This window comes from Enterobacter sp. C4G1, from assembly GCF_052886895.1.
In genome coordinates this window covers 2809244-2830726 of the sequence record NZ_JBQVVV010000001.1, presented here as the reverse complement: position 1 = coordinate 2830726, position 21483 = coordinate 2809244, and the positions used below count along the sequence as shown (strand labels likewise).

The following is a 21483-nucleotide window of genomic DNA, read 5'->3' as shown; positions in this document are numbered from 1 at the left end:
TGGATATTTCACGCTATCAACAGAACACGAACACAGAACAACAGGAGTTTTGGCATGGGCATGACCACCATGGGGGTTAAGCTGGATGACGCAACCCGCGAACGGATTAAAACTGCAGCAACCCGCATTGACCGCACACCGCACTGGTTAATTAAGCAGGCAATTTTTAATTATCTGGAAAGACTGGAAAACGAAGACGAATTACCAGAGCTGCCAGCCCTGCTGAGCGGTGCGGCCAATGAAAGCGAAGAATCTGCCGCCGCCGAAGAGAACCACCAGCCGTTCCTCGAATTTGCCGAGCAGATCCTGCCGCAGTCCGTGAGCCGCGCCGCGATCACCGGAGCCTACCGCCGCGCCGAAACCGACGCCGTCCCTATGCTGCTGGAGCAGGCCCGCCTGCCGGAACCCATCGCCACTCAGGCGCACAAGCTGGCGTATCAGCTTGCTGAAAAGCTACGTAACCAGAAAACTGCCTCTGGCCGCGCCGGTATGGTACAGAGCCTGCTCCAGGAGTTTTCGCTCTCCTCACAGGAAGGCGTGGCGCTGATGTGCCTGGCGGAAGCGCTGCTGCGTATTCCGGATAAAGCCACCCGCGATGCGCTGATCCGCGACAAAATCAGCAACGGTAACTGGCAGTCACACATTGGCCGCAGCCCGTCGCTGTTCGTTAACGCCGCCACCTGGGGCCTGCTGTTTACCGGCAAGCTGGTGTCTACCCATAACGAAGCCAACCTCTCTCTTTCCCTGAACCGCATCATCGGCAAGAGCGGTGAACCGCTGATCCGCAAAGGTGTGGACATGGCGATGCGCCTGATGGGCGAACAGTTCGTGACCGGGGAAACCATTGCTGAAGCGCTGGCGAATGCCCGTAAGCTGGAAGACAAAGGTTTCCGTTACTCTTACGACATGCTGGGCGAAGCGGCCCTGACCGCCGCCGATGCACAGGCGTATATGGTGTCTTACCAGCAGGCGATCCACGCTATCGGTAAAGCCTCCAATGGCCGTGGAATTTACGAAGGCCCGGGCATCTCTATTAAGCTGTCTGCCCTGCACCCGCGCTACAGCCGCGCCCAGTACGACCGCGTGATGGACGAACTCTACCCGCGTCTGAAGTCCCTGACCCTGCTGGCGCGTCAGTATGACATTGGTATCAACATTGACGCCGAAGAAGCCGACCGCCTGGAGATCTCCCTCGATCTGCTGGAAAAACTGTGCTTCGAACCGGAGCTGGCAGGCTGGAACGGCATTGGCTTTGTGATTCAGGCCTATCAGAAACGCTGCCCGTTCGTTATTGATTACCTGATTGACCTCGCAACCCGCAGCCGTCGTCGCCTGATGATCCGTCTGGTGAAAGGCGCGTACTGGGACAGCGAAATCAAACGTGCGCAGATGGATGGCCTGGAAGGGTATCCGGTCTATACCCGTAAGGTGTACACCGATGTGTCTTACCTCGCCTGCGCCAAAAAACTGCTTGGCGTGCCGAACCTGATTTACCCGCAGTTCGCCACCCACAACGCCCACACTCTGGCGGCTATCTACAGCCTGGCCGGGCAGAACTACTATCCGGGCCAGTACGAGTTCCAGTGCCTGCACGGTATGGGTGAACCGCTGTACGAGCAGGTCACCGGTAAAGTGGCGGATGGCAAACTGAACCGTCCGTGCCGTATTTATGCCCCGGTAGGCACGCACGAAACCCTGCTGGCGTACCTGGTGCGTCGTCTGCTGGAAAACGGCGCGAACACCTCATTCGTTAACCGTATTGCCGACACCACGCTGCCGCTGGATGAGCTGGTTGCCGATCCGGTGCAGGCGGTTGAGAAAATGGCCGCTCAGGAAGGTCAGCTGGGTCTGCCGCATCCGAAAATTGCCCTGCCGCGCGAGCTGTATGGCCAGGGCCGCGTGAACTCGTCGGGCCTGGACCTGGCAAACGAACACCGTCTGGCGTCGCTCTCTTCTGCCCTGCTCAACAGCGCGCTGCATAAATGGCAGGCCAAACCTATTCTCGAGCAGCCAGTGGCTGATGGCGAAATGCAGCCCGTGGTTAACCCGGCAGAGCCGAAAGATGTGGTCGGTTACGTGCGTGAAGCCAGCGAGCAGGAAGTGTCTCAGGCTATCGACAGCGCCGTGAATAACGCGCCAATCTGGTTCGCCACTCCGCCGCAGGAGCGTGCCGCCATCCTTGAGCGTGCTGCCGTGCTGATGGAAGATCAGATGCAGCAGCTTATCGGTATTCTGGTGCGTGAAGCAGGTAAAACCTTCAGCAACGCCATTGCCGAAGTGCGCGAAGCGGTGGACTTCCTGCATTATTACGCGGGCCAGGTTCGCGATGATTTTGATAACGAAACGCACCGCCCGCTTGGCCCGGTGGTGTGTATCAGCCCGTGGAACTTCCCGCTGGCGATCTTCTCCGGCCAGATTGCGGCCGCACTTGCCGCCGGTAACAGCGTGCTGGCTAAACCAGCGGAACAGACCCCGCTGATTGCAGCCCAGGGGATTAACATCCTGCTCGAAGCCGGTGTTCCGGCGGGCGTGGTGCAGTTGCTGCCTGGCCGTGGTGAAACGGTGGGTGCACAACTGACCTCCGATAACCGCGTGCGCGGCGTGATGTTCACCGGCTCGACCGAAGTGGCGACGCTGCTGCAACGTAACATCGCCACGCGCCTGGATGCACAGGGTCGCCCGACGCCGCTGGTTGCGGAAACCGGCGGGATGAACGCCATGATTGTTGATTCATCCGCCCTCACCGAGCAGGTGGTGGTTGACGTACTGGCCTCTGCTTTCGACAGCGCAGGTCAGCGTTGCTCCGCGCTGCGCGTGCTGTGTGTGCAGGATGACGTGGCAGACCACACGCTGAAAATGCTGCGTGGTGCCATGGCGGAATGCCGCATGGGTAACCCGGGTCGCCTGACCACGGATATTGGCCCGGTGATTGATGAAGAAGCCAAAGGCAACATCGAAAACCACATTCAGACGATGCGCGCCAAAGGCCGCCCGGTGTTCCAGGCCGTGCGTGAAAACAGTGAAGACGCCCGCGAATGGCAGACCGGCACCTTCGTTCCGCCAACGCTGATTGAGCTGGCAAGCTTCGATGAACTGAAAAAAGAGGTCTTTGGCCCGGTGCTGCACGTGGTGCGTTACAACCGTAACAACCTGGATCAGCTCATCGAGCAGATCAACGCCTCTGGCTATGGTCTGACGCTCGGCGTGCATACCCGTATCGACGAAACCATTGCCCAGGTAACCGGCAGCGCCAAAGTGGGCAACCTGTACGTGAACCGCAACATGGTGGGTGCCGTGGTCGGCGTGCAGCCGTTCGGCGGCGAAGGGTTATCCGGTACTGGTCCGAAAGCCGGTGGCCCGCTGTACCTGTATCGCCTGCTGGCCAACCGCCCGGAAAATGCGCTGGGTGTGACGCTGGCGCGTCAGGATGCAGAACGCCCAGTGGATGCACAGCTGAAAGCCGTGCTGACCCAGCCGCTGGAAGCCCTGATTACCTGGGCGGAAAAACGTCCTGAACTGCGTGCTATCGCTCAGCAGTACGGCGAGCTGGCGCAGGCGGGTACGCAGCGTCTGCTGCCGGGGCCAACCGGCGAGCGCAACACCTGGACGCTGATGCCACGTGAGCGTGTGCTGTGCGTGGCGGATAACGAGCAGGATGCACTGGTACAGCTGGCAGCCGCAGCGGCAACGGGTTGTGAAGTGCTGTGGCCGGAAGATGGGCTGCACCGCGACCTGGCGAAGCAGTTGCCGAAAGCGGTGTCTGGGCGTATCCACTTTGCGAAAGCTGATGAGCTGCTCAGCCAGGACTTCGAAGCGGTTATCTACCACGGTGATTCCGACCAGCTGCGCGAACTGTGCGAACAGGTGGCGGCGCGTCGTGGGCCGATTGTGTCGGTGCAGGGCTTTGCCCGTGGCGAAACCAACCTGCTGCTGGAGCGCCTGTACGTTGAGCGTTCACTCAGCGTCAACACCGCGGCCGCAGGCGGTAACGCCAGCCTGATGACCATCGGTTAATCGTGTAAAATCCCCCGGTGGCGCTAAGCTTACCGGGGCGACATCTGTCACCACAGGCCGGATAAGCGCAGCGCATCCGGCTTTTTTACAGGGAGCAAATGATGAAACGATTACTGATTGCCGCAGGCGCGTTACTGCTGAGCACCAGCGCACTGGCGGATGAGTGCGGCAACGCCAGCACGCAGCTTGAGCTGAACACCTGCACGGGATCGCAATACCAGGCGGCAGACAAGAAGCTCAACCAGACTTACCAGGCCGCCATGAAACGTGCGGCAGCGCCACAGCGTGAGCTGTTAAAGAAGGCACAGCTGGCGTGGATAGCCCTGCGTGATGCGGATTGTGCTTTTGTCGGGTCGGGTACAGAGGGCGGCAGCGTGCAGCCCATGATCATCAACCAGTGTATGACGGAGAAAACCGTCGAGCGCGAAGCGTATCTGGCTTCCATGATGCAGTGTGAAGAAGGCGATTTGAGCTGCCCTCTTCCCCCGGCCCTCTCCCAATAGGGACGAGGGATCCCCACAAAAATACGAGCACGGACAACTCCCTCTCCCCTTGGGAGAGGGTTGGGGTGAGGGGGAACATACGGCTGTGGTGGTCATTCCGTTCACTTTATGTTCCTTGCTACTCTGTCACCACAATACCGGTGAACGTGCCAGGGTAGCTCACCGCCGCTACCCTGGCGACCCGGGCTCCCGGCAAGAAAATCGTCGCTTCGCGAATTGTTCGCCCCATCCCTGGGGCTCACCCCTTCGGGGCCAGCGCGAGCGCTGTCCAAAATTGCTCCCGGCAATTTTGTCCTCAGCATTTGCTCCAGGCTAATCGGGGACGGGCGGATGAAACGTCCCTGTAAAGCCGCCCTCGCCGCGCATCCATGCGCGTCGCCCCGGCCTTCCGTAAACGCTTCGGCGATTTTCAGCCGGACCATGACACCGCTGTAAGCCTTTTATTTCAATGGCGTAATATCATCGCTGAATAAAGACAAAAATTACTGGGGAACCCTCAGCCCTGTGGGAGAGGGTGAGGATGAGGGGAACTAGCGAACGCGGATCCCTTCGATAATCATCCGCTGCACGTTTTCCAGCGTGTCCTGGAAGAAGGTTTCATCCTGAAGTGTTTTGCCGGTCACCGCTTCGACCTGGGCCGAAAAGTCAGCATAGTGCTGAGTGGAGGCCCAAATCATAAAGATCAGATGATGTGGCTCTACCGGTGCCAGCTTGCCGCTGGCGACCCACCCGGCAATGATCGCCGATTTATCGTCCACCAGCTGTTTTAAATCCCCTGTTAACTCGGTTTTCAGCAACGGCGCGCCCTGCAACATCTCAAGGCAGAACAGGCGCGATGCCTGCGGGTAGTCGCGGGATACCTCAAGCTTGAGGCGGATGTACTCTTTAATCGCCACCAGCGGGGTGAACTCTTCGCGAAACGCCTTGAGTGGCGCCAGCCAGATATCGAGGATCTGTTGCAGCACCGCAACGTAGAGCACCTCTTTTGACGGGTAGTAGTACAGCAGATTAGTTTTTGACACCCCTGCCCGCTCTGCCACCTGCTCCAGCCGCGTGCCGTGGATGCCAAACTGCGAAAACGTATCCAGCGCCGCGCCCAGAATGGCCTGCTTTTTCGCACTCACCGCCTGCGAACGTTTACCTGGTGTTTTCACTGCACCTTGTGTCATCTGCGCTCTCCTTATTGGTTTGCCATAGCATAGCAAATGCGGGGAGGTGTCTCGACATTTTGGGGGGGTGTGCGAAATCGATGGGGGAAAGAGTTAGCCCAAGCTGGGTTTGGACTAAATAGTTATATCAGTAGTGTAGACAAGAAAAGTTTCTCGCGTAAATACATTTAATTTTAATTGAGGGTGGGAAGGCCCCCTTTAAACCGCACATATCCGTCTTGAGGTTTCATGGGCCGCAACGGTCAGTATTAGAAAAAGCCTATTCGCGTTTTCGCCCTCACCCTCTAGCCTCGGAGCACCTGACAGACATTGCTTTAAGCCCGCAGTTGGAATGCGAACTTTTCCCTCAAACCGTACAGCGGGTGTTATGGTACATCGGCTCTCTCTGGCGGAAGATAATCAATCACCTGGTCTGGTAACAATGCGGGTAAAGCAATTGTTCGGCCTTCTTCATCACAAAATTCAACTAGATAAGCTAGTGTCGGATTTTCAAATACAACGACTATCGTCCCGACCATCCCTTTTGCTAAGCCTTCCCCAGGCAAGTCTTCAGCTAAAACTACCACATCAAGTTCGGCTCGTTTCATCATTAGCTCTCTCATTTCACAAAAATAGTGGTTAGCCTTGGTACTAACGAATCTGTTTCATAGATCCAGCCCGTTCGGACAGTCGCTGTTTCGCCATTTATCCCTAAAATTGGCATGTCTACAGCCATTTTTTGCCCAAAATTAATTGGTTCTAGCATCTTCGCTGGCGCCGACAATACCCCCTCCTGAATTCGCGCACCTAAAATGTCAGCATTCGTAGGGTTATAACCCAGCGCTGACTGGAACACCCTCGCTTTATGCCCTCCAGTTGGATGACTAGGGTCTAAAGAGTAAGTAGATAGCTTTCTGTGATCTACAACGGCGTGTTCAGCATTCAGTAATGTCCCTGACTCTGAGGTAAACCCTTTTAAAGCAGGAGATTCAAACGTTGGGATTTTGCTTAATGAGGATAGCTCTTCTAGTTCTCCAGTGACATTAACTTTTCCCATCGTCAGCACGGCTGCTGCCGAAGCGGCAGTAATGAGTAATCCCTTGTTGTCCATGACCTGATCGTAACCCGCTGGCGCATCACCACCGAGTTGTTCTGCGGCCTGATGGAATCCCTCAATGTTGCCATTATAGACACCGCCAGCCGCCAAAAGCCTCCCGGCAGCTTTACTGTTAATAGTTTTATCCGGCTGAGCGCGCTGTATAGGGGCATCGGAGTAGTGATGTTTAATGGTCGGAGGCGGCTTTTTTCCCTGCTGCTCGTTGAGGCTATATTCGTAGATTTGACGCACTGCCTGCTGAAAACCCTCGCTGTAGGTATCCATGAAGCAGTCATAAATCAGATTACTGTCATCATCGAAATAAAACGGATTGCGGAAGTGCTCCCATTTTTCGTTGGTATCAACGCCAACCATCCAGCCGTGCTCCAGATTCCATTTCACCTCATCATAGAGTCCGTCGTATTCAGTAAGACGCTTTCGTTTGTAGGGTTGTGTCGCGTATCGGTGGTAGACCCCTCCCCGTCGCTTCGGAACACTGTGAGGCAGAATGCGGTTGCGCTGGTCGTATTCCAGATAATCCAGTTCGTAAATAGATGCTCGCCATATTCAGCGCATCTCGTGGCGACAGAATGAACTGAATATCACCTGGAGCCAGTTCTCGCTCTGCATCCCATCTCAGGTAAAGAGTGAACATTCCATTTCTTCCTTATTCCATATATTTGATATGGATTCTCTCTTTGAAGCGGCGAAAAATCAAACGGATTAGTTTTTGTGGTTTAGCTAGTTTGGGTTTGCTGGAAGGAAGAGTCAGCGGCGCTCCGGCGCACTATTACTGCTCAAAACGCCACGATGTAAGTAAGACCTTGCCAATGTCCGCTTCTCGCTCACAGCGGACCTTCACCTCAACCCCAGCTCTTTCCTCGACCCTCCTCGCATTTTCACCATTTCCCCGACATTTTTACCCCTGTGTTTTTATCCATAAGGGTATAATCAGCGTAGTGAAGCCACCCACCACAAACAGTGAGTTTTATAGAGAGAAGTAGATAACCAAGATCGCGGTATAAAGGTGTACCACCACCTTATATACCGCTAACCACAAACAACTATTAGGGAGTTGAATATGGCTGCGAAGAATTTTATGCCAGAGCGGGCTGTTGCCCAAACGGAAAATGCAGTATTTGAAAATGGTGAAGAAATTCGCGAGCAGGTACGCAAAAAGAACCCGCGGGACTTGCACGGGGAGCCAACCCATTCCGGGCGTGTTCATGCACGGGATGAAGTGGGTACATCATGCGGTGAGCTGTATACGCGCATGGAGCATAACTATCTGCCGCTGTCTGGTGACTGGTTGTCCCGCGCCGGGTTTGCGTATGGCCGCGCGGTTAAAATCCGCGTGATGCCGGATTGCATTGTGATCACCCCGCAGAATAGCCGCGAGCTGTGGGGATGTTTAGAAGGGTTAAGCGCAGTGCATACCAATAAACAGAAGGTGAAAGCGTGGCTGTCGACGTTCCCGGGGGCGCTGAATGATACGGGCGATCTGCCAGAGCCGAAACGCATGAACGGGGCTGTTAAGCCACAATAAACGCTAACCTGCGATCCCGGCCCGCACCGGGATCGTGCTGCATTCCCTCCTCGCCCCTGCACCGCCATCGCGCACCGTTGCCTGCTTTGTGTGCATTTCTTTTGACCATTTAGTCCACTTTATTTGCACTCAATTCGCCAACCTTGCGTTAACACCTTAATAACAAAGCCATTTTAAAAACTGGCATCCCCTTTGCAAAACCCTTTTCACGAGGCTGAACAGGATATGCAGGATGCAGCGCCACGTCTGACTTTCACCCCACACAGAGATGAAGAGAGGTTCGTGATGAAAATTGGCGTATTTGTCCCTATCGGTAACAACGGCTGGCTAATCTCTACCACCGCCCCGCAGTACAAGCCGACCTTCGAGCTGAATAAGGCTATCGTGCAAAAAGCGGAGCACTACCATTTCGATTTTGCGCTCTCGATGATCAAGCTGCGTGGTTTTGGCGGTAAGACGGAATTCTGGGATCACAACCTGGAGTCCTTCACCCTGATGGCCGGGCTGGCGGCAGTCACGTCCCGCATCCAGATTTACGCCACCGCCGCCACCCTCACCCTGCCCCCGGCGATTGTGGCGCGAATGGCCTCCACCATCGATTCCATCTCCGGCGGCCGCTTTGGCGTCAACCTGGTCACCGGCTGGCAAAAACCGGAATACGACCAGATGGGGATCTGGCCGGGCGACGAATATTTCTCGCGCCGCTATGAGTACCTCACCGAGTACGTGCAGGTACTGCGCGACCTGTGGGGCACCGGAAAAAGCGATTTTAAAGGCGACTACTTCACCATGAACGACTGTCGCGTCAGCCCGCAGCCGTCCGTGCCAATGAAAGTGATCTGCGCCGGGCAGAGCGATGCGGGCATGGAGTTCTCCGCGAAATACGCTGATTTCAACTTCTGCTTTGGCAAAGGGGTTAACACCCCGGCGGCCTTCGCCCCCACGGCGGCACGCATGAAAGAAGCCGCCGACAAAACCGGGCGCGATGTGGGCTCCTACGTGCTGTTTATGGTTATTGCCGATGAAACCGACGACGCCGCACGCGCCAAATGGGAACTGTATAAAGCCGGGGCCGACGAAGAAGCGCTGAGCTGGCTCACCGAACAGAGCCAGAAAGATACCCGCTCCGGCTCAGATACCAACGTCCGCCAGATGGCTGACCCGACCTCCGCCGTGAACATCAACATGGGCACGCTGGTTGGTTCGTATGCAAATGTCGCCAGAATGCTGGATGAAGTGGCCGCAGTGCCAGGCGCTGAAGGCGTCCTGCTCACCTTTGACGATTTCCTGATGGGCGTTGAAACCTTCGGCGAACGTATTCAGCCGCTGATGCAGTGCCGCGCCCACATTCCCGCGATTACGAAGGAGGTTGCGTAATGACCACGCTTGACGCTCGCCCGGAAGCCATCACCTTCGACGCCCAGCGCAGTGCGCTGATTGTGGTGGATATGCAAAACGCTTACGCAAGCCAGGGCGGTTATCTGGATCTGGCCGGGTTTGATGTTTCCGCCACGAAGCCGGTGATTGAGAACATCAAAACCGCCGTGGCTGCCGCACGCGCGGCGGGCATGTTGATTATCTGGTTCCAGAACGGCTGGGACGATCAGTACGTGGAAGCCGGCGGCCCCGGCTCACCTAATTTCCACAAATCCAACGCCCTGAAAACCATGCGCAAGCAGCCCGAATTACAGGGCAAGCTGCTGGCGAAAGGCGGCTGGGATTATCAGCTGGTCGATGAACTGGTTCCTGCGACAGGCGATATCGTGCTGCCCAAACCGCGCTACAGCGGCTTTTTCAACACCCCGCTCGACAGCCTGCTGCGCAGCCGGGGCATCCGCCATCTGGTCTTTACCGGTATTGCCACTAACGTCTGCGTGGAGTCCACGTTGCGCGACGGCTTTTTCCTCGAATATTTCGGCGTGGTGCTGGAAGACGCCACCCACCAGGCCGGGCCGGAATTCGCCCAGAAAGCGGCCCTGTTCAACATCGAAACCTTTTTTGGCTGGGTGAGTAACGTCGCCGATTTCTGCGATGCCCTTAATCCGCCGTCATTAGCCCGTATCGCCTGAGGAGCGCCACAATGCCAAAATCCGTGATTATTCCACCGGGCACCAGCACCCCTATCGCCCCGTTCGTGCCCGGCACGCTTGCCGATGGCGTGGTGTATGTCTCCGGCACGCTGCCGTTTGATAAAGACAACAACGTGGTGTTTATCAACGACCCAAAGGCGCAAACGCGTCACGTGCTGGAAACGATCAAAGGCGTGATCGAAACCGCAGGTGGCACGATGGAGGACGTGACCTTCAACAGCATCTTTATCACCGACTGGAAAAACTACGCCGCGATTAACGAAATCTACGCCGAGTTCTTCCCGGGCGATAAACCGGCGCGGTTCTGCATCCAGTGCGGGCTGGTGAAGCCAGACGCGCTGGTTGAAATCGCCACTGTCGCGCACATTGCGAAGTGAGGCTGCCATGAAACTCTCTGTATCAGCGCCCCCGTATGACGGCGCGCCCGCCGTGGTACTGATAGCCGGGCTGGGCGGCGGCAGCAGCTACTGGCTGCCGCAGCTTGCGCGGCTGGAACAGGAGTACCAGGTGGTGTGCTACGACCAGCGGGGAACGGGCAATAACCCGGACACCCTGCCCGAAGGGTATTGCATGGCCGAGATGGCGCAGGAGCTTGCACAGGCGCTGGCCAGCGCGGGGATCTCACGCTATTGCGTGGTGGGCCACGCGTTGGGGGCGTTGATTGGCCTGCAACTGGCGCTGGATAACCCCGATGCCGTCACCGCCCTGGTGTGTGTCAACGGCTGGCTGTCGCTGAATGCCCATACCCGTCGCTGTTTTCAGATCCGCGAACGTCTGCTCCACGCCGGGGGCGCGCAGGCGTGGGTGGAAGCGCAGCCGCTGTTTCTCTATCCGGCAGACTGGATGGCCGCCCGCGCACCGCGCATGGAAGCCGAAGAGTCTCTGGCGCTGGCCCATTTTCAGGGCAAACACAACCTGCTGCGCCGCTTAACCGCGCTAAAACAGGCCAACTTTAGCCGCCACGCAGCGCGCATTCGCTGCCCGGTGCACATCATCTGTTCTGCGGACGACCTGCTGGTCCCCTCGGTCTGTTCATCAGAATTGCAGGCAGCACTTCCCGGCAGCCAGAAGGTGGTGATGCGCCAGGGCGGGCACGCCTGCAACGTGACCGAACCCGACACCTTTAACACCCTGTTGCTGAACGGGCTTGCCAGCCTGTTGCACAGCCCTGAACCCGCTTTGTAAGGAGCCACAATGAGCGAAGCCATTACCCCCACTGCGCTGGATACGTTATTCACCGGGGCGCGCACCCATAACGGCTGGCAGGATCTTCCGGTCAGCGATGCGCTGCTGCGGGAAGTGTACGACCTGATGAAATGGGGTCCCACCTCCGCCAACTGTTCACCAGCGCGGATTGTGTTTGTCAGAAGCGCCGAAGGAAAAGAGAAGCTTCGCCCGGCGCTCTCCAGCGGCAATCTGGAGAAAACCCTTACCGCACCGGTCACCGCCATCGTGGCCTGGGACGGAGAATTTTACGAGCGCCTGCCCACCCTGTTCCCGCACGGCGATGCCCGGAGCTGGTTTACCTCAAGCCCGGCCCTTGCCGAAGAGACGGCCTTTCGCAATAGCGCCATGCAGGCGGCGTACCTGATTTTCGCCTGTCGCGCGCTGGGGCTGGATACCGGGCCGATGTCCGGCTTCGACCGGCAAAAAGTGGACGATGCCTTTTTCACCGGCACCGCACTGAAAAGCAATCTGCTGATCAACATCGGCTATGGCGACAGCAGCAAACTGTACGGGCGCCTGCCGCGTCTGGCCTTTGAAGATGCCTGTGGTCTGGCATAAGGAGTGAGGATGAACACACCGGATAAACAAACCTTTCGCGATGCGATGGCCTGCGTGGGTGCGGCGGTCAATATCATCACCACCGACGGCCCCGCCGGCATGGCCGGGTTCACCGCCAGCGCCGTGTGCAGCGTCACCGACTCACCGCCCACGCTGCTGGTGTGCCTGAATCGCGGGGCATCCGTCTGGCCGACGTTTAGCGAGAATCGCACCCTGTGCGTCAACACGCTCAGCGCCGGGCAAGAGCCGCTCTCTAACCTGTTCGGTGGCAAAACGCCGATGGACGAACGCTTCGCCGCCGCCCGCTGGCAGACCGGCGAAACAGGCTGCCCGCGTCTTGAAGATGCGCTGGCCTCGTTTGACTGTCGCATCAGCCAGGTGGTCAGCGTGGGCACTCACGACATCCTGTTTTGCGACATTGTTTCGATAGTTCGCCACCCCGCGCCGCAGGGGTTGGTATGGTTTGACCGCGGCTATCACGCGCTCCTGCGACCCGCCTGTTAACCCTCCTTAAGGAGACAGCTCATGGCAATGTTCGGATTTCCCCACTGGCAGTTGAAATCGACCTCTTCAGAACGCGGCGTGGTCGCGCCGGATGAGAGACTCCCTGTAGCACAGACCCTGGTGATGGGCGTGCAGCACGCGGTAGCCATGTTTGGCGCCACGGTGCTGATGCCCATGCTGATGGGGCTTGATCCCAACCTGTCCATTCTGATGTCGGGTATCGGTACCCTGCTGTTCTTTTTTGTCACTGGCGGGCGCGTGCCCAGCTATCTTGGCTCCAGCGCCGCCTTTGTGGGCGTGGTAATTGCCACCACCGGGTTTAACGGCCAGGGGATCAACCCAAACCTGAGCGTGGCCCTCGGCGGCATTATTGCCTGTGGGCTGGTTTATACCCTGATTGGCCTGGTGGTGATGAAAACCGGCACGCGCTGGATTGAGCGGATGATGCCGCCAGTGGTAACGGGCGCGGTGGTGATGGCCATCGGCCTGAACCTCGCCCCAATTGCGGTCAAAAGCGTCTCTGGCTCACCGTTTGAAAGCTGGATGGCGGTGATCACCGTGCTGTGCATCGGCCTGGTGGCGGTGTTCACGCGCGGCATGATCCAGCGCCTGCTGATCCTGGTCGGGCTGATTGTGGCGTGTCTGGTTTATGCCCTGCTGGCGAACGTGTTCGGCTTTGGCAAACCGGTCGATTTTACCCTGATCCACAACGCCGCCTGGTTCGGCCTGCCGCAGGTTACCTCTCCGGTGTTCAGCGGACAGGCGATGATGCTGATCGCCCCCGTGGCGGTGATCCTGGTCGCTGAAAACTTAGGCCACCTGAAAGCGGTTGCCGGGATGACCGGGCGCAATATGGACCCGTACATGGGGCGCGCGTTTGTCGGTGACGGGCTGGCGACCATGCTCTCTGGCTCTGTTGGCGGCAGCGGTGTCACAACCTACGCCGAAAACATCGGCGTGATGGCGGTAACCAAAGTCTACTCCACGCTGGTTTTTGTCGCGGCGGCCGTGATTGCCATGCTGTTAGGCTTTTCACCGAAATTTGGCGCGCTGATCCACACCATTCCGGCGCCGGTGATTGGCGGGGCATCCATTGTGGTGTTTGGGTTGATAGCCGTAGCCGGGGCGCGTATCTGGGTACAACACCGGGTCGATCTTAGCCTGAACAGCAACCTGATTATGGTGGCGGTAACGCTGGTGCTCGGCGCGGGTGATTTTGCCCTGACGCTGGGCGGGTTTACCATTGGCGGGATTGGTACGGCGACGTTTGGCGCTATTTTGTTAAACGCCCTGCTAAGCCGCGGGAAAGTGGATGAAGCGCAAGCGGAAGCCATCACCCCCTCAACCTGAAATAAGTGCCGCTTTCTTGCCGGGTGGCGCTACGCTTACCCGGCCTACAATGGGCATGTAGGCCCGCGCAAGCGAAGCGCCGCCGGGCAAAACGGGCAGCATGAGCGTTGTTAGCTATCTGCCCCTTGTTCAGCGCCCAACCCGGCTATTGCCTTACGTCGTTTTTTTAGCTTTAACTCACTCACCAGTACCCCGGCAACAATAAAGGCCGCACCCACCAGCGCCAGCAGCGGTAAACGCTCCCCGGCAATGCGCCCGAACACGCCCGCCCAGACCGGCTCACCGGTGTAGATAACCGTTGCCCGCGTCGGGGAAACGCTGCGCTGCGCCCAGTTCATCGTCACCTGAATAATGGCGCTGAAGATCCCAAGCCCCAGAGCAACCACCACAAGCCCGGTAGACATCGGCGGCACAGATTCCCCCGCCGGTACCATGGCGACAAACGCCACCAGCGATGCGGTCGCCAGTTGCACAACAGTCACCCGCTTCACGTCCACCTTCCCGGCCCAGGCGCTGATCAGAATAATTTCCGCAGCAATCGCCACCGCGCCCACCAGGGTAATCATCTCGCCCGGCCCCAACGCCAGCAGGTTATCGCCGGGCCCAGCCAGCAGGATCAGGCCGATAAACGCCAGCACAATGCCAATACAGGACATCAGCCCCGGCATTCTGCCCAGACACAGCCATTGCAGCAGCGGCACCAGCGGCACGTACATCGCGGTGATAAACGCCGATTTACTGCTGGAGATAGACTGCAAGCCCCAGGTTTGCAGGCTGTAGCCCATCGCAATGGCAATACCAATCGCCACACCGGCCTTCAGCTCTTTAAGCGTCAACCCCCGTAAGGTTTTCAGTGAAATCAGCGCCACGGCAATCGCCGCGGTGGCAAAACGCAGGCCGACAAAGAAGAACGGATCGCTCAGGGTGACCGCATACTGGACGGCCAGAAACGTCCCGCCCCAGAACATGGTGATCAGAATGAGGATGGCTTCCTGCGGTTTTACGGAGAATTTGAAACGAGAAGACGACATGGTGCACCAGCAATAAAGGTCAATTCTGTAGTGTGCGTTGCCTTTGGTTACAGTTCAATGTTGCAGAAATAAAAAAACCGCCGGGAGCCCCGGCGGCAGAGGATCAACCCGGCGTATTACTTATTGCTGCTGCCGTGGCTGTTTTTACCCCCTTTTTTACCTGCTTCAGATGCACGCTGAGGGTCATTTTTAAAGTTACCCCCACTGTGTTGGCCACCTTTACGACCTGCTTCTGATGCTCTTTCACGGTCTTCAGCGAAATTACCTGAACCACCACGATGGTTTGCCATCTCTAACCTCCAGGGTGTGAAACATTCAACATCATACTGCATTCAGTAAAAGAGGATTCTTTCACCTGACGACGAATGGCCGTGCCACTTTTTACGTCGCGTGACACTAAGCTTAGTGGAAAGCCTCTGTCGCGAGCCTAAACGGTAATATTCTGCAACATGATCCCCCGCATTCGCCAGGACGGGCGGCGCGGTTATCAATAAGCCTTTCTTATCATTCCGGAATTTTGTTTTCGTAAATGTGTTTCATTTTGCTACAGCGCCAGACGTTAAATAACTTGTTATAAATCAAAGAAATGGTGCTCAGAGTTGCAGTCTGGCCATCACGACTTATCTTTAAATGAACGCAGCGATCCGCTGCCAGAAAAAACAAACGAGGAGTGATGCAAAATGGCAAAAGTTCTGGTGCTCTATTATTCCATGTATGGACATATTGAAACCATGGCTCACGCAGTTGCAGAAGGTGCAAACCGAGTGGATGGCGTAGAGGTTGTGGTGAAACGCGTACCGGAAACCATGCACGCCGAGGCCTTCGCCAAAGCCGGGGGAAAAACACAAAATGCCCCGCAGGCCACCCCGCAAGAACTGGCTGACTACGATGCCATCATCTTTGGCACCCCAACCCGTTTCGGCAATATGTCAGGGCAGATGCGAACCTTCCTCGACCAGACCGGGGGACTTTGGGCATCTGGTGCGTTGTACGGCAAGCTCGCCAGCGTATTCAGCTCTACAGGTACAGGCGGCGGCCAGGAACAGACCATTACCTCAACCTGGACCACTCTTGCGCATCACGGAATGGTGATTGTGCCAATCGGTTATGGCGCTCAGGAGTTGTTTGATGTGTCTCAGGTTCGTGGTGGTACACCCTATGGCGCAACCACCATTGCCGGTGGCGATGGATCACGCCAGCCGACGAATGAAGAGCTGACGATCGCCCGTTACCAGGGTGAACATGTCGCGGGTCTTGCCAAAAAACTGAACGGCTAACCCAACAGGAGGACAATCATGCCAACTCAAGAATCCAAAGCTCACCACGTGGGCGAATGGGCAAGTTTACGTAATACCTCGCCAGAAATCGCCGAAGCCATTTTTGAAGTTGCGAAATATGACGAAAAGCTGGCCGAGCAGATTTGGGAAGAAGGCAGTGATGAGGTACTGATGCGTGCCTTCGATAAAACGGACAAAGACTCACTCTTCTGGGGTGAGCAAACCATCGAACGTAAAAACGTCTGAACGTTTCCCCCCGCCAGCGCGGGGGGTTATTCTTATTTCGCCGCGTTGTTCAACACCGTATTAAACTTCTCTACCGGGCAGAAACCGTTCTCATCCACCGGACACCCTGAAAGCGCCAGCGTGACACGCTGCGCGGGTGATTTCAGCGACAGGACCTCGGCGTTACGCAGCTGCGTAGTGCTTTGATAGACATACTCGATTTTCATCAGCTCCCGGTTTGCGTTCTTGTCATGCCAGCGCTGGAAGACAATTTTGCCGCCAATCGGGGTGCGTTCGTACTGGTCATGCAGCTGATAAGGTTTGAAATCGAGCGCTGTCAGCAGCGAGGCGATGTTGGAATCGTGTCCCACCAGCAGCGTTATCTTTGCGGCTTTCCCCTGCTCAGTCACCAGGGCGTTATCGATGTATTTCACCAGCGGTTTCGCCACATTGCGCGCCACTTCACCCGAGGTGAATAACGAATCCTGATAGCCATTTTTCAGCTTCGACAGCACCCGCCACTGCTGATCGGTTTTGATCTCGCCCCACGCCACCTGATCGGCAGGGAAACCTTCGTAATACTGCAAGGTGAACGCATCCACTAAGGAGTTCCCCACCTTCAGCGGCCCGGACACGCCCGGCTCTTTTTCGTAATCGGCACTGAAGGTGTCTTTGGCCTCGGTCAGCGAGCAGACTTTTTTCTCTTTGCAGGACGGGGATTCGGCGTAGTTCGTCATCTGTTCCAGCAGTTTGTAGCTTTCATCAAGCTGCATTTTCTGCCGCTCTGACGCCATTGCGCTCAGCGCTTTATCGCGGAATTCCGGTGAGTTGTTGGTGATGACCGGGTTAAAGGTGGGGTCCATCGTTCCCATTTCTGGCTGGTGATGCACCGGCACGTCACACCCCGGGAAAGCCCCGGTGATAAAGAATTGCGCGGTCGCCACGGTGCGTTGCAGGCTATTGGCGTAGGCATAAACAGTGTTTGCAGGCGGGCATTCCCCGGTGGTGACCAGCCCCTGCCCGGCCAGCCATTCGCGCATATAGTGCCCCATATACACTTCAAGAACGCCACCTTTGGTGGTGAGCTGCCCGCCGGGTACTTCCCATTCCGGCCACTTATTCGGCGTGGATTGTTCCAGCACGCTGCCGTTATTGGCCAGCGGCGCGCGCAGATTATGGCGGCTCATGATTAAAACTTGCTCTAACTGGTATCCTTCCGGCGCGTCCTGCGCCTGGGCGCCAAAGGTCACGGAAAGGGTCCCTGCCACTGCAACAGCGAGTAGTGCTTTTCTCATCCCTAATTCCTCACTCGGTTTTAATGTCGCTTAAGTGTGACAGATTTATGACATTTTTCCGGGAAGCATTTCTCAAACTGATAAATAACGCTCTTAACCGCGCCTCAGATTAGTTTTATAATAAAACCATACTACCCGGAGGATCCGCTGTGAAACGTACCCGCCTTGAAGAGAGCACCTGCCCTGTCGCCCGTTCGCTGGACATCATCGGCGACTGGTGGTCGTTACTGATTGTTCGTGATGCGCTGCGCGGCGTGAAACGCTTCGGCGAGTTTCAGAAAAGCCTCGGCATCGCCAAAAACATGCTGACCGCGCGCCTTAAACTGCTGGTCGAGGAAGGCATTCTGACACTCCAGCCCGCCTCTGACGGCAGCGCCTGGCAGGAATATGTGCTCACCGACAAAGGTCGCGCCCTGCAAACGGTGCTGGTTGCGCTGTCGCAATGGGGGAATGAATTCCTGTTTAGCCAGAACCAGCCGGGCAGCGTGCTGGTCGATGTCAAAAACCAACAGCCGCTGCGTAAACTGGCGCTGGTTGCCAACGATGGCCGTGAATTAGCGCCCGAAGACATTGAGCTTAAACTCCCGTAATTTCAGTTCATTAAAGCCAGATTAGCCCCGTTTCTGACGGCAGGAATAAAAAATACCGCGCAAAATGGTTGCATTATAAAACCAAATATCTCACAGTGAATTCAGTTTCAACATGAAACCAATTAACCACTTTGCTTTGAGGTAACAAGCCATGACCACGCAACATTCAACCGCTTTAATCACGGGAGCTTCTTCGGGGATCGGTGCCGTTTATGCCGATCGTCTTGCGGCACGCGGCTACAACCTGGTACTGGTTGCCCGTCGTGAAGCCCGCCTTCAGGCGCTGGCGGCAGACCTTTCTGGCCGCTACGGGGTCGATGTGCAGATCCTGACCGCCGATCTGAGCGATGAAAACGGCATTCGCGCTGTTGAAGAGACGCTGAGAAACGACACCCGTATTGATACGCTGGTGAACAATGCCGGAACGGCGCAGATGGCCCCCTTTTTATCCGGCGACGTTGACCAGCATCAGGCCATTAACACCCTGAATACCACCGCGCTGATGCGCTTAACCTACGCCATTCTTCCGCGTCTGGCGCAGAACAACAGCGGTACAGTGATCAACATTGCCTCAGTGCTTTCCCTTCACGCCCGCGCCGGTAGCGCACTTTACAGCGCTACCAAAGCCTGGGTGTTCAATTTCACCCGCGGGTTGCAGGAAGAGTTTGCAGAGAGTGGCGTGCGCATTCAGGCGGTATTGCCTGCCGCCACGGCAACGGAGATTTGGGATCTGTCCGGTGTTTCCATTACCGACCTGCCTGAAGGCTCGGTCATGACCACCGACAACCTGGTGGATGCCGCACTTGCCGGGCTGGATCAGGGCGAGCTGATCACCATACCGCCCATGCACGATACCCGGTTATGGGAACGTTTCGAAGCCGCGCGTCTGGAGCTGTTTGCCAGTGCGCGTACCGGTGAACCGGCCCCGCGCTATTTAAGCCACTGATTTAGCGCTCCAGCTGGTCGCCATACTCGTTCATCCAGGCGGCCAGCGGGGAAAGCGCATTCTGAAGCGTCAGCCCCAGTTCGGTTATCTGATACTCCACGCGCGGCGGGATTTCCGGGTAGACGGTGCGTGACACCAGCCCGCGCTGTTCGAACAAACGCAGCTGTTTAGTCAGCTCTTTTTGCGTAATGGGCGCAACGGCACGCAGCAGATCACCAAAGCGCACCGGGGTGTTAAGCACAATCAGCCGGTACAGGATCGGGATTGCCCATTTGCCCGCAATCAGATTCACAAACCGCGTCATCGGGCAGGCGTGGACCGCAGATTTTTTTTCGCAGGGTTCAGTGAGTATTTCCGCCATAGCACACCTCTTGCCTCTTTAGTATCCAAATGGTACCTGGTTTCCTTTCGATACTAACGTTTCTATAGTGCTTTCTCCAGAGCGAATTCAGGAGGCATTCATGGGACGTTTAGCAGGTAAATACACCTTGATTACAGGCGGAACCAGCGGCATTGGGCTGGCTACCGCACAGGAATTTATTGCCGAAGGGGCGCAGGTGGCCGTCACCGGGCGCAACCCGGAAACCCTGGCCGAAGCACAACGCATTCTCGGGGATAGCGCATGGGTTATTCCTGCCGATGCCGGTGATATCACGGCACAAAAAGCGCTGGCGGAGACGCTCGCATCCCGCTGGCCACGGCTGGACGCGGTGTTTATCAACGCCGGAGATGTCACCCACGGCCTGCTGGAAGAGTGGCAGGAAGAGGCCTGGGACAGGCTGATGCGCATCAACCTTAAAGGCCCATTCTTTTTGATTCAGGCGTTGCTGCCGCTGCTGAATAACCCCTCATCGGTGATTTTGTGCGGCTCGGTCAGCGCCCGTATCGGCCTGCCCACCAGCAGCGTGTATGCGGCAAGCAAAGCCGGTTTGCTCTCTCTGGCGCGAACCCTGTCAGCAGAGCTTTTATCCCGTGGGGTTCGTGTTAACGGCCTTAGCCCTGGCCCGGTAGAAACTCCCGCGTTGCATAAACTGGGGTTAAGCGAAGCGGCGCAAAAAGCCTTGCAGGGCGATATCGCAAATCTGGTGCCGCTGGGGCGCATGGGCACGCCGACGGAGCTGGCAAAAGCCGCGCTGTATCTGGCATCGGATGAATCGAGCTATACCGTAGGCACGGAACTGCTGGTGGATGGCGGCACGGGAAGTCTGTAATTCAGAAGGCGCTGATGCCGGTCACGGCACCGACATACAGCGCCGCCCACACGGCGGCAGAAAGCAGGCTAACGACGTAAACCTTCACGGCGCTTACGCGCAGCGTCCCCGCCGCCAGCGGCACGATGTAGCGCAATACCGCCAGGAAGCGGGCGGTGAACAGCACAACCACGCCATTTTTTTGCAGCTGGTGCTGCACGCGTAAAAATTTATCCGCATGTTTGGTCGTAAAACGCGTGACCAGCCGCGACTGCCCCATCAGCTGACCAATATGGTAATTCACCACTGACCCCAGCGCTGCGCCCATCACCACCGCAAGCCATGTCAGGCCCGGATGCAGCGCCGACTGGCTGACGCTAATGCCCGCAATCAGCATCACCGATGCGGGTGGCAGTACCGACGAGACAAGCACCGTTGATTTGCTCAGCGCCATCACAAAAAGCAGGGCAAACAGATGCGCGGGATGAACGGCAAAGTGGCTGAGTAAATTGTTTAACCACTCCATACTTCATCCCTCGTCTGATTATTATTTTTTCTATTTAAAAGGACCGACCTTAAATAATGCCTCAACACTGTTGATAAGATATGCTTCTAAACATTTCATAAACATTATTTAGATTCTCCAGCAGCGCGACAGAATAAGCGTATTATCCCTCTCGTTTACAACGATCTCGTTATGGCGAGGCTCCTGTACAAATACACGTTATCGCTCTGGTGGGTTCGAGAGAACCGGCACAGGGTAAAACAGGCACTGTCGAATCAAGGCTTTGTCAGTATAACTTCCCTTACGGGATACGGTGTACAGTGCTGAACCCAGGACGTGGGGATCTCTTCTTCGACATGCCCTGTCTTGCTCGCCCCTGAGAGATTTT

General features: G+C 56.7%; 22 protein-coding genes, 1 pseudogene and 1 riboswitch. Of the genes and pseudogenes, 15 read left to right on the top strand and 8 right to left on the bottom strand.

All coding sequences use genetic code 11. The annotated features are described in order from the left end of the window. The first annotated feature begins 54 nt into the window (after nt 1–54). Together putA and ACT9TW_RS13560 are read left to right on the top strand one after the other, a co-directional pair. Nucleotides 55–4014, top strand: coding sequence for a trifunctional transcriptional regulator/proline dehydrogenase/L-glutamate gamma-semialdehyde dehydrogenase (gene putA / locus ACT9TW_RS13565; protein WP_446492645.1), 3960 nt, complete (start codon nt 55–57; stop codon nt 4012–4014). A gap of 101 nt (nt 4015–4115) precedes the next feature. Beyond that, nucleotides 4116–4517: a lysozyme inhibitor LprI family protein gene (locus ACT9TW_RS13560; RefSeq protein WP_446492714.1), complete on the top strand. Its 402-nt coding sequence runs from the start codon at nt 4116–4118 to the stop codon at nt 4515–4517. A 530-nt stretch (nt 4518–5047) separates the two neighbouring features. Here ACT9TW_RS13560 and rutR read toward each other — a convergent pair. From rutR to ACT9TW_RS13545, 3 genes and pseudogenes are all read right to left on the bottom strand, one after another. Then, the gene (rutR, locus tag ACT9TW_RS13555) at nt 5048–5686 is read right to left on the bottom strand and encodes an HTH-type transcriptional regulator RutR (RefSeq protein ID WP_446492644.1); all 639 of its coding nucleotides are present in this window, start codon (nt 5684–5686) and stop codon (nt 5048–5050) included. A gap of 365 nt (nt 5687–6051) precedes the next feature. Then, nucleotides 6052–6276, bottom strand: coding sequence for a DUF4926 domain-containing protein (locus ACT9TW_RS13550; RefSeq protein WP_446492643.1), 225 nt, complete (start codon nt 6274–6276; stop codon nt 6052–6054). A gap of 8 nt (nt 6277–6284) precedes the next feature. After that, a pseudogene (locus tag ACT9TW_RS13545) lies at nt 6285–7416 on the bottom strand (DUF6883 domain-containing protein). Nucleotides 7417–7842: 426 nt separating this feature from the next. Between ACT9TW_RS13545 and ACT9TW_RS13540 the strand changes: the two are divergent. From ACT9TW_RS13540 to rutG, 8 genes are all read left to right on the top strand, one after another. Then, the gene (locus tag ACT9TW_RS13540; protein WP_446492642.1) at nt 7843–8307 is read left to right on the top strand and encodes a SymE family type I addiction module toxin; all 465 of its coding nucleotides are present in this window, start codon (nt 7843–7845) and stop codon (nt 8305–8307) included. 285 nt (nt 8308–8592) lie between these two features. Continuing rightward, a complete protein-coding gene (gene rutA, locus ACT9TW_RS13535; RefSeq protein ID WP_182060403.1) occupies nt 8593–9684 on the top strand; it encodes a pyrimidine utilization protein A in 1092 nt (363 codons plus the stop codon). After that, a complete protein-coding gene (gene rutB, locus ACT9TW_RS13530) occupies nt 9684–10376 on the top strand; it encodes a pyrimidine utilization protein B (RefSeq protein ID WP_182060402.1) in 693 nt (230 codons plus the stop codon). The genes rutA and rutB overlap by 1 nt, the downstream gene beginning before the upstream one ends. An 11-nt stretch (nt 10377–10387) precedes the next feature. Then, nucleotides 10388–10774: a pyrimidine utilization protein C gene (gene rutC / locus ACT9TW_RS13525; RefSeq protein ID WP_014069711.1), complete on the top strand. Its 387-nt coding sequence runs from the start codon at nt 10388–10390 to the stop codon at nt 10772–10774. A gap of 7 nt (nt 10775–10781) precedes the next feature. Then, nucleotides 10782–11582, top strand: coding sequence for a pyrimidine utilization protein D (gene rutD, locus ACT9TW_RS13520; protein WP_446492641.1), 801 nt, complete (start codon nt 10782–10784; stop codon nt 11580–11582). A 9-nt stretch (nt 11583–11591) separates the two neighbouring features. Then, nucleotides 11592–12182: a malonic semialdehyde reductase gene (locus ACT9TW_RS13515; protein ID WP_182060399.1), complete on the top strand. Its 591-nt coding sequence runs from the start codon at nt 11592–11594 to the stop codon at nt 12180–12182. Nucleotides 12183–12191: 9 nt separating this feature from the next. After that, nucleotides 12192–12686, top strand: coding sequence for an NADH-dependent FMN reductase RutF (rutF, locus tag ACT9TW_RS13510; RefSeq protein WP_436353366.1), 495 nt, complete (start codon nt 12192–12194; stop codon nt 12684–12686). Nucleotides 12687–12707: 21 nt separating this feature from the next. Further along, the gene (gene rutG, locus ACT9TW_RS13505) at nt 12708–14036 is read left to right on the top strand and encodes a pyrimidine utilization transport protein G (protein WP_182060397.1); all 1329 of its coding nucleotides are present in this window, start codon (nt 12708–12710) and stop codon (nt 14034–14036) included. A gap of 110 nt (nt 14037–14146) precedes the next feature. Here rutG and ACT9TW_RS13500 read toward each other — a convergent pair whose 3' ends face one another. Continuing rightward, nucleotides 14147–15067: a DMT family transporter gene (locus ACT9TW_RS13500; protein WP_182060396.1), complete on the bottom strand. Its 921-nt coding sequence runs from the start codon at nt 15065–15067 to the stop codon at nt 14147–14149. 116 nt (nt 15068–15183) lie between these two features. After that, entirely contained in the window at nt 15184–15357 is a 174-nt protein-coding gene (locus ACT9TW_RS13495; protein ID WP_014069705.1) for a general stress protein, read from the bottom strand. 390 nt (nt 15358–15747) lie between these two features. On the opposite strand from ACT9TW_RS13495, the gene wrbA reads away from it, so the two are divergent. Together wrbA and ACT9TW_RS13485 are read left to right on the top strand one after the other, a co-directional pair. Further along, nucleotides 15748–16344, top strand: a complete 597-nt coding sequence (wrbA, locus tag ACT9TW_RS13490; RefSeq protein WP_182060395.1) for an NAD(P)H:quinone oxidoreductase — start codon at nt 15748–15750, stop codon at nt 16342–16344. A gap of 18 nt (nt 16345–16362) precedes the next feature. Beyond that, nucleotides 16363–16590 carry a YccJ family protein gene (locus ACT9TW_RS13485; protein WP_182060394.1) on the top strand — a complete coding sequence of 76 codons (228 nt, stop codon included), beginning with the start codon at nt 16363–16365 and terminating at the stop codon, nt 16588–16590. A gap of 32 nt (nt 16591–16622) precedes the next feature. Here the strand turns inward: ACT9TW_RS13485 and agp are convergent, their stop codons facing one another. Continuing rightward, a complete protein-coding gene (agp, locus tag ACT9TW_RS13480; RefSeq protein ID WP_446492640.1) occupies nt 16623–17864 on the bottom strand; it encodes a bifunctional glucose-1-phosphatase/inositol phosphatase in 1242 nt (413 codons plus the stop codon). Between the two features lie 149 nt (nt 17865–18013). Between agp and ACT9TW_RS13475 the strand changes: the two genes are divergently transcribed. Beyond that, nucleotides 18014–18454, top strand: coding sequence for a winged helix-turn-helix transcriptional regulator (locus ACT9TW_RS13475; RefSeq protein ID WP_436353371.1), 441 nt, complete (start codon nt 18014–18016; stop codon nt 18452–18454). A 151-nt stretch (nt 18455–18605) separates the two neighbouring features. Further along, nucleotides 18606–19400: an SDR family NAD(P)-dependent oxidoreductase gene (locus ACT9TW_RS13470; RefSeq protein WP_182060391.1), complete on the top strand. Its 795-nt coding sequence runs from the start codon at nt 18606–18608 to the stop codon at nt 19398–19400. Between the two features lies 1 nt (nt 19401). Here the strand turns inward: ACT9TW_RS13470 and ACT9TW_RS13465 are convergent, their stop codons facing one another. Beyond that, nucleotides 19402–19761: a winged helix-turn-helix transcriptional regulator gene (locus tag ACT9TW_RS13465; RefSeq protein ID WP_182060390.1), complete on the bottom strand. Its 360-nt coding sequence runs from the start codon at nt 19759–19761 to the stop codon at nt 19402–19404. 100 nt (nt 19762–19861) lie between these two features. Here ACT9TW_RS13465 and ACT9TW_RS13460 point away from each other — a divergent pair, with 100 nt between their 5' ends. Beyond that, the gene (locus ACT9TW_RS13460) at nt 19862–20611 is read left to right on the top strand and encodes an SDR family oxidoreductase (protein WP_446492639.1); all 750 of its coding nucleotides are present in this window, start codon (nt 19862–19864) and stop codon (nt 20609–20611) included. A 1-nt stretch (nt 20612) separates the two neighbouring features. Here the strand turns inward: ACT9TW_RS13460 and ACT9TW_RS13455 are convergent, their stop codons facing one another. Next, the gene (locus ACT9TW_RS13455; RefSeq protein ID WP_259836489.1) at nt 20613–21116 is read right to left on the bottom strand and encodes a DedA family protein; all 504 of its coding nucleotides are present in this window, start codon (nt 21114–21116) and stop codon (nt 20613–20615) included. A gap of 158 nt (nt 21117–21274) precedes the next feature. Next, nucleotides 21275–21444: riboswitch (M-box (ykoK) riboswitch) on the top strand. Nucleotides 21445–21483 lie beyond the last annotated feature (39 nt).

What these genes read in the sequence shown, in the direction of transcription:
- ACT9TW_RS13470 (WP_182060391.1), top strand. Translation starts at nt 18,606, where the DNA reads ATGACCACGCAACATTCAACCGCTTTAATCACGGGAGCTTCTTCGGGG.
- rutA (WP_182060403.1), top strand. Translation starts at nt 8,593, where the DNA reads ATGAAAATTGGCGTATTTGTCCCTATCGGTAACAACGGCTGGCTAATC.
- rutG (WP_182060397.1), top strand. Translation starts at nt 12,708, where the DNA reads ATGGCAATGTTCGGATTTCCCCACTGGCAGTTGAAATCGACCTCTTCA.
- wrbA (WP_182060395.1), top strand. Translation starts at nt 15,748, where the DNA reads ATGGCAAAAGTTCTGGTGCTCTATTATTCCATGTATGGACATATTGAA.
- ACT9TW_RS13550 (WP_446492643.1), bottom strand. Translation starts at nt 6,276, where the DNA reads ATGATGAAACGAGCCGAACTTGATGTGGTAGTTTTAGCTGAAGACTTG.
- ACT9TW_RS13515 (WP_182060399.1), top strand. Translation starts at nt 11,592, where the DNA reads ATGAGCGAAGCCATTACCCCCACTGCGCTGGATACGTTATTCACCGGG.
- ACT9TW_RS13460 (WP_446492639.1), top strand. Translation starts at nt 19,862, where the DNA reads ATGGGACGTTTAGCAGGTAAATACACCTTGATTACAGGCGGAACCAGC.
- ACT9TW_RS13500 (WP_182060396.1), bottom strand. Translation starts at nt 15,067, where the DNA reads ATGTCGTCTTCTCGTTTCAAATTCTCCGTAAAACCGCAGGAAGCCATC.
- ACT9TW_RS13560 (WP_446492714.1), top strand. Translation starts at nt 4,116, where the DNA reads ATGAAACGATTACTGATTGCCGCAGGCGCGTTACTGCTGAGCACCAGC.
- ACT9TW_RS13455 (WP_259836489.1), bottom strand. Translation starts at nt 21,116, where the DNA reads ATGGAGTGGTTAAACAATTTACTCAGCCACTTTGCCGTTCATCCCGCG.
- rutF (WP_436353366.1), top strand. Translation starts at nt 12,192, where the DNA reads ATGAACACACCGGATAAACAAACCTTTCGCGATGCGATGGCCTGCGTG.
- rutD (WP_446492641.1), top strand. Translation starts at nt 10,782, where the DNA reads ATGAAACTCTCTGTATCAGCGCCCCCGTATGACGGCGCGCCCGCCGTG.
- rutB (WP_182060402.1), top strand. Translation starts at nt 9,684, where the DNA reads ATGACCACGCTTGACGCTCGCCCGGAAGCCATCACCTTCGACGCCCAG.
- ACT9TW_RS13540 (WP_446492642.1), top strand. Translation starts at nt 7,843, where the DNA reads ATGGCTGCGAAGAATTTTATGCCAGAGCGGGCTGTTGCCCAAACGGAA.
- ACT9TW_RS13465 (WP_182060390.1), bottom strand. Translation starts at nt 19,761, where the DNA reads ATGGCGGAAATACTCACTGAACCCTGCGAAAAAAAATCTGCGGTCCAC.
- putA (WP_446492645.1), top strand. Translation starts at nt 55, where the DNA reads ATGGGCATGACCACCATGGGGGTTAAGCTGGATGACGCAACCCGCGAA.
- rutR (WP_446492644.1), bottom strand. Translation starts at nt 5,686, where the DNA reads ATGACACAAGGTGCAGTGAAAACACCAGGTAAACGTTCGCAGGCGGTG.
- agp (WP_446492640.1), bottom strand. Translation starts at nt 17,864, where the DNA reads ATGAGAAAAGCACTACTCGCTGTTGCAGTGGCAGGGACCCTTTCCGTG.
- ACT9TW_RS13485 (WP_182060394.1), top strand. Translation starts at nt 16,363, where the DNA reads ATGCCAACTCAAGAATCCAAAGCTCACCACGTGGGCGAATGGGCAAGT.
- rutC (WP_014069711.1), top strand. Translation starts at nt 10,388, where the DNA reads ATGCCAAAATCCGTGATTATTCCACCGGGCACCAGCACCCCTATCGCC.
- ACT9TW_RS13495 (WP_014069705.1), bottom strand. Translation starts at nt 15,357, where the DNA reads ATGGCAAACCATCGTGGTGGTTCAGGTAATTTCGCTGAAGACCGTGAA.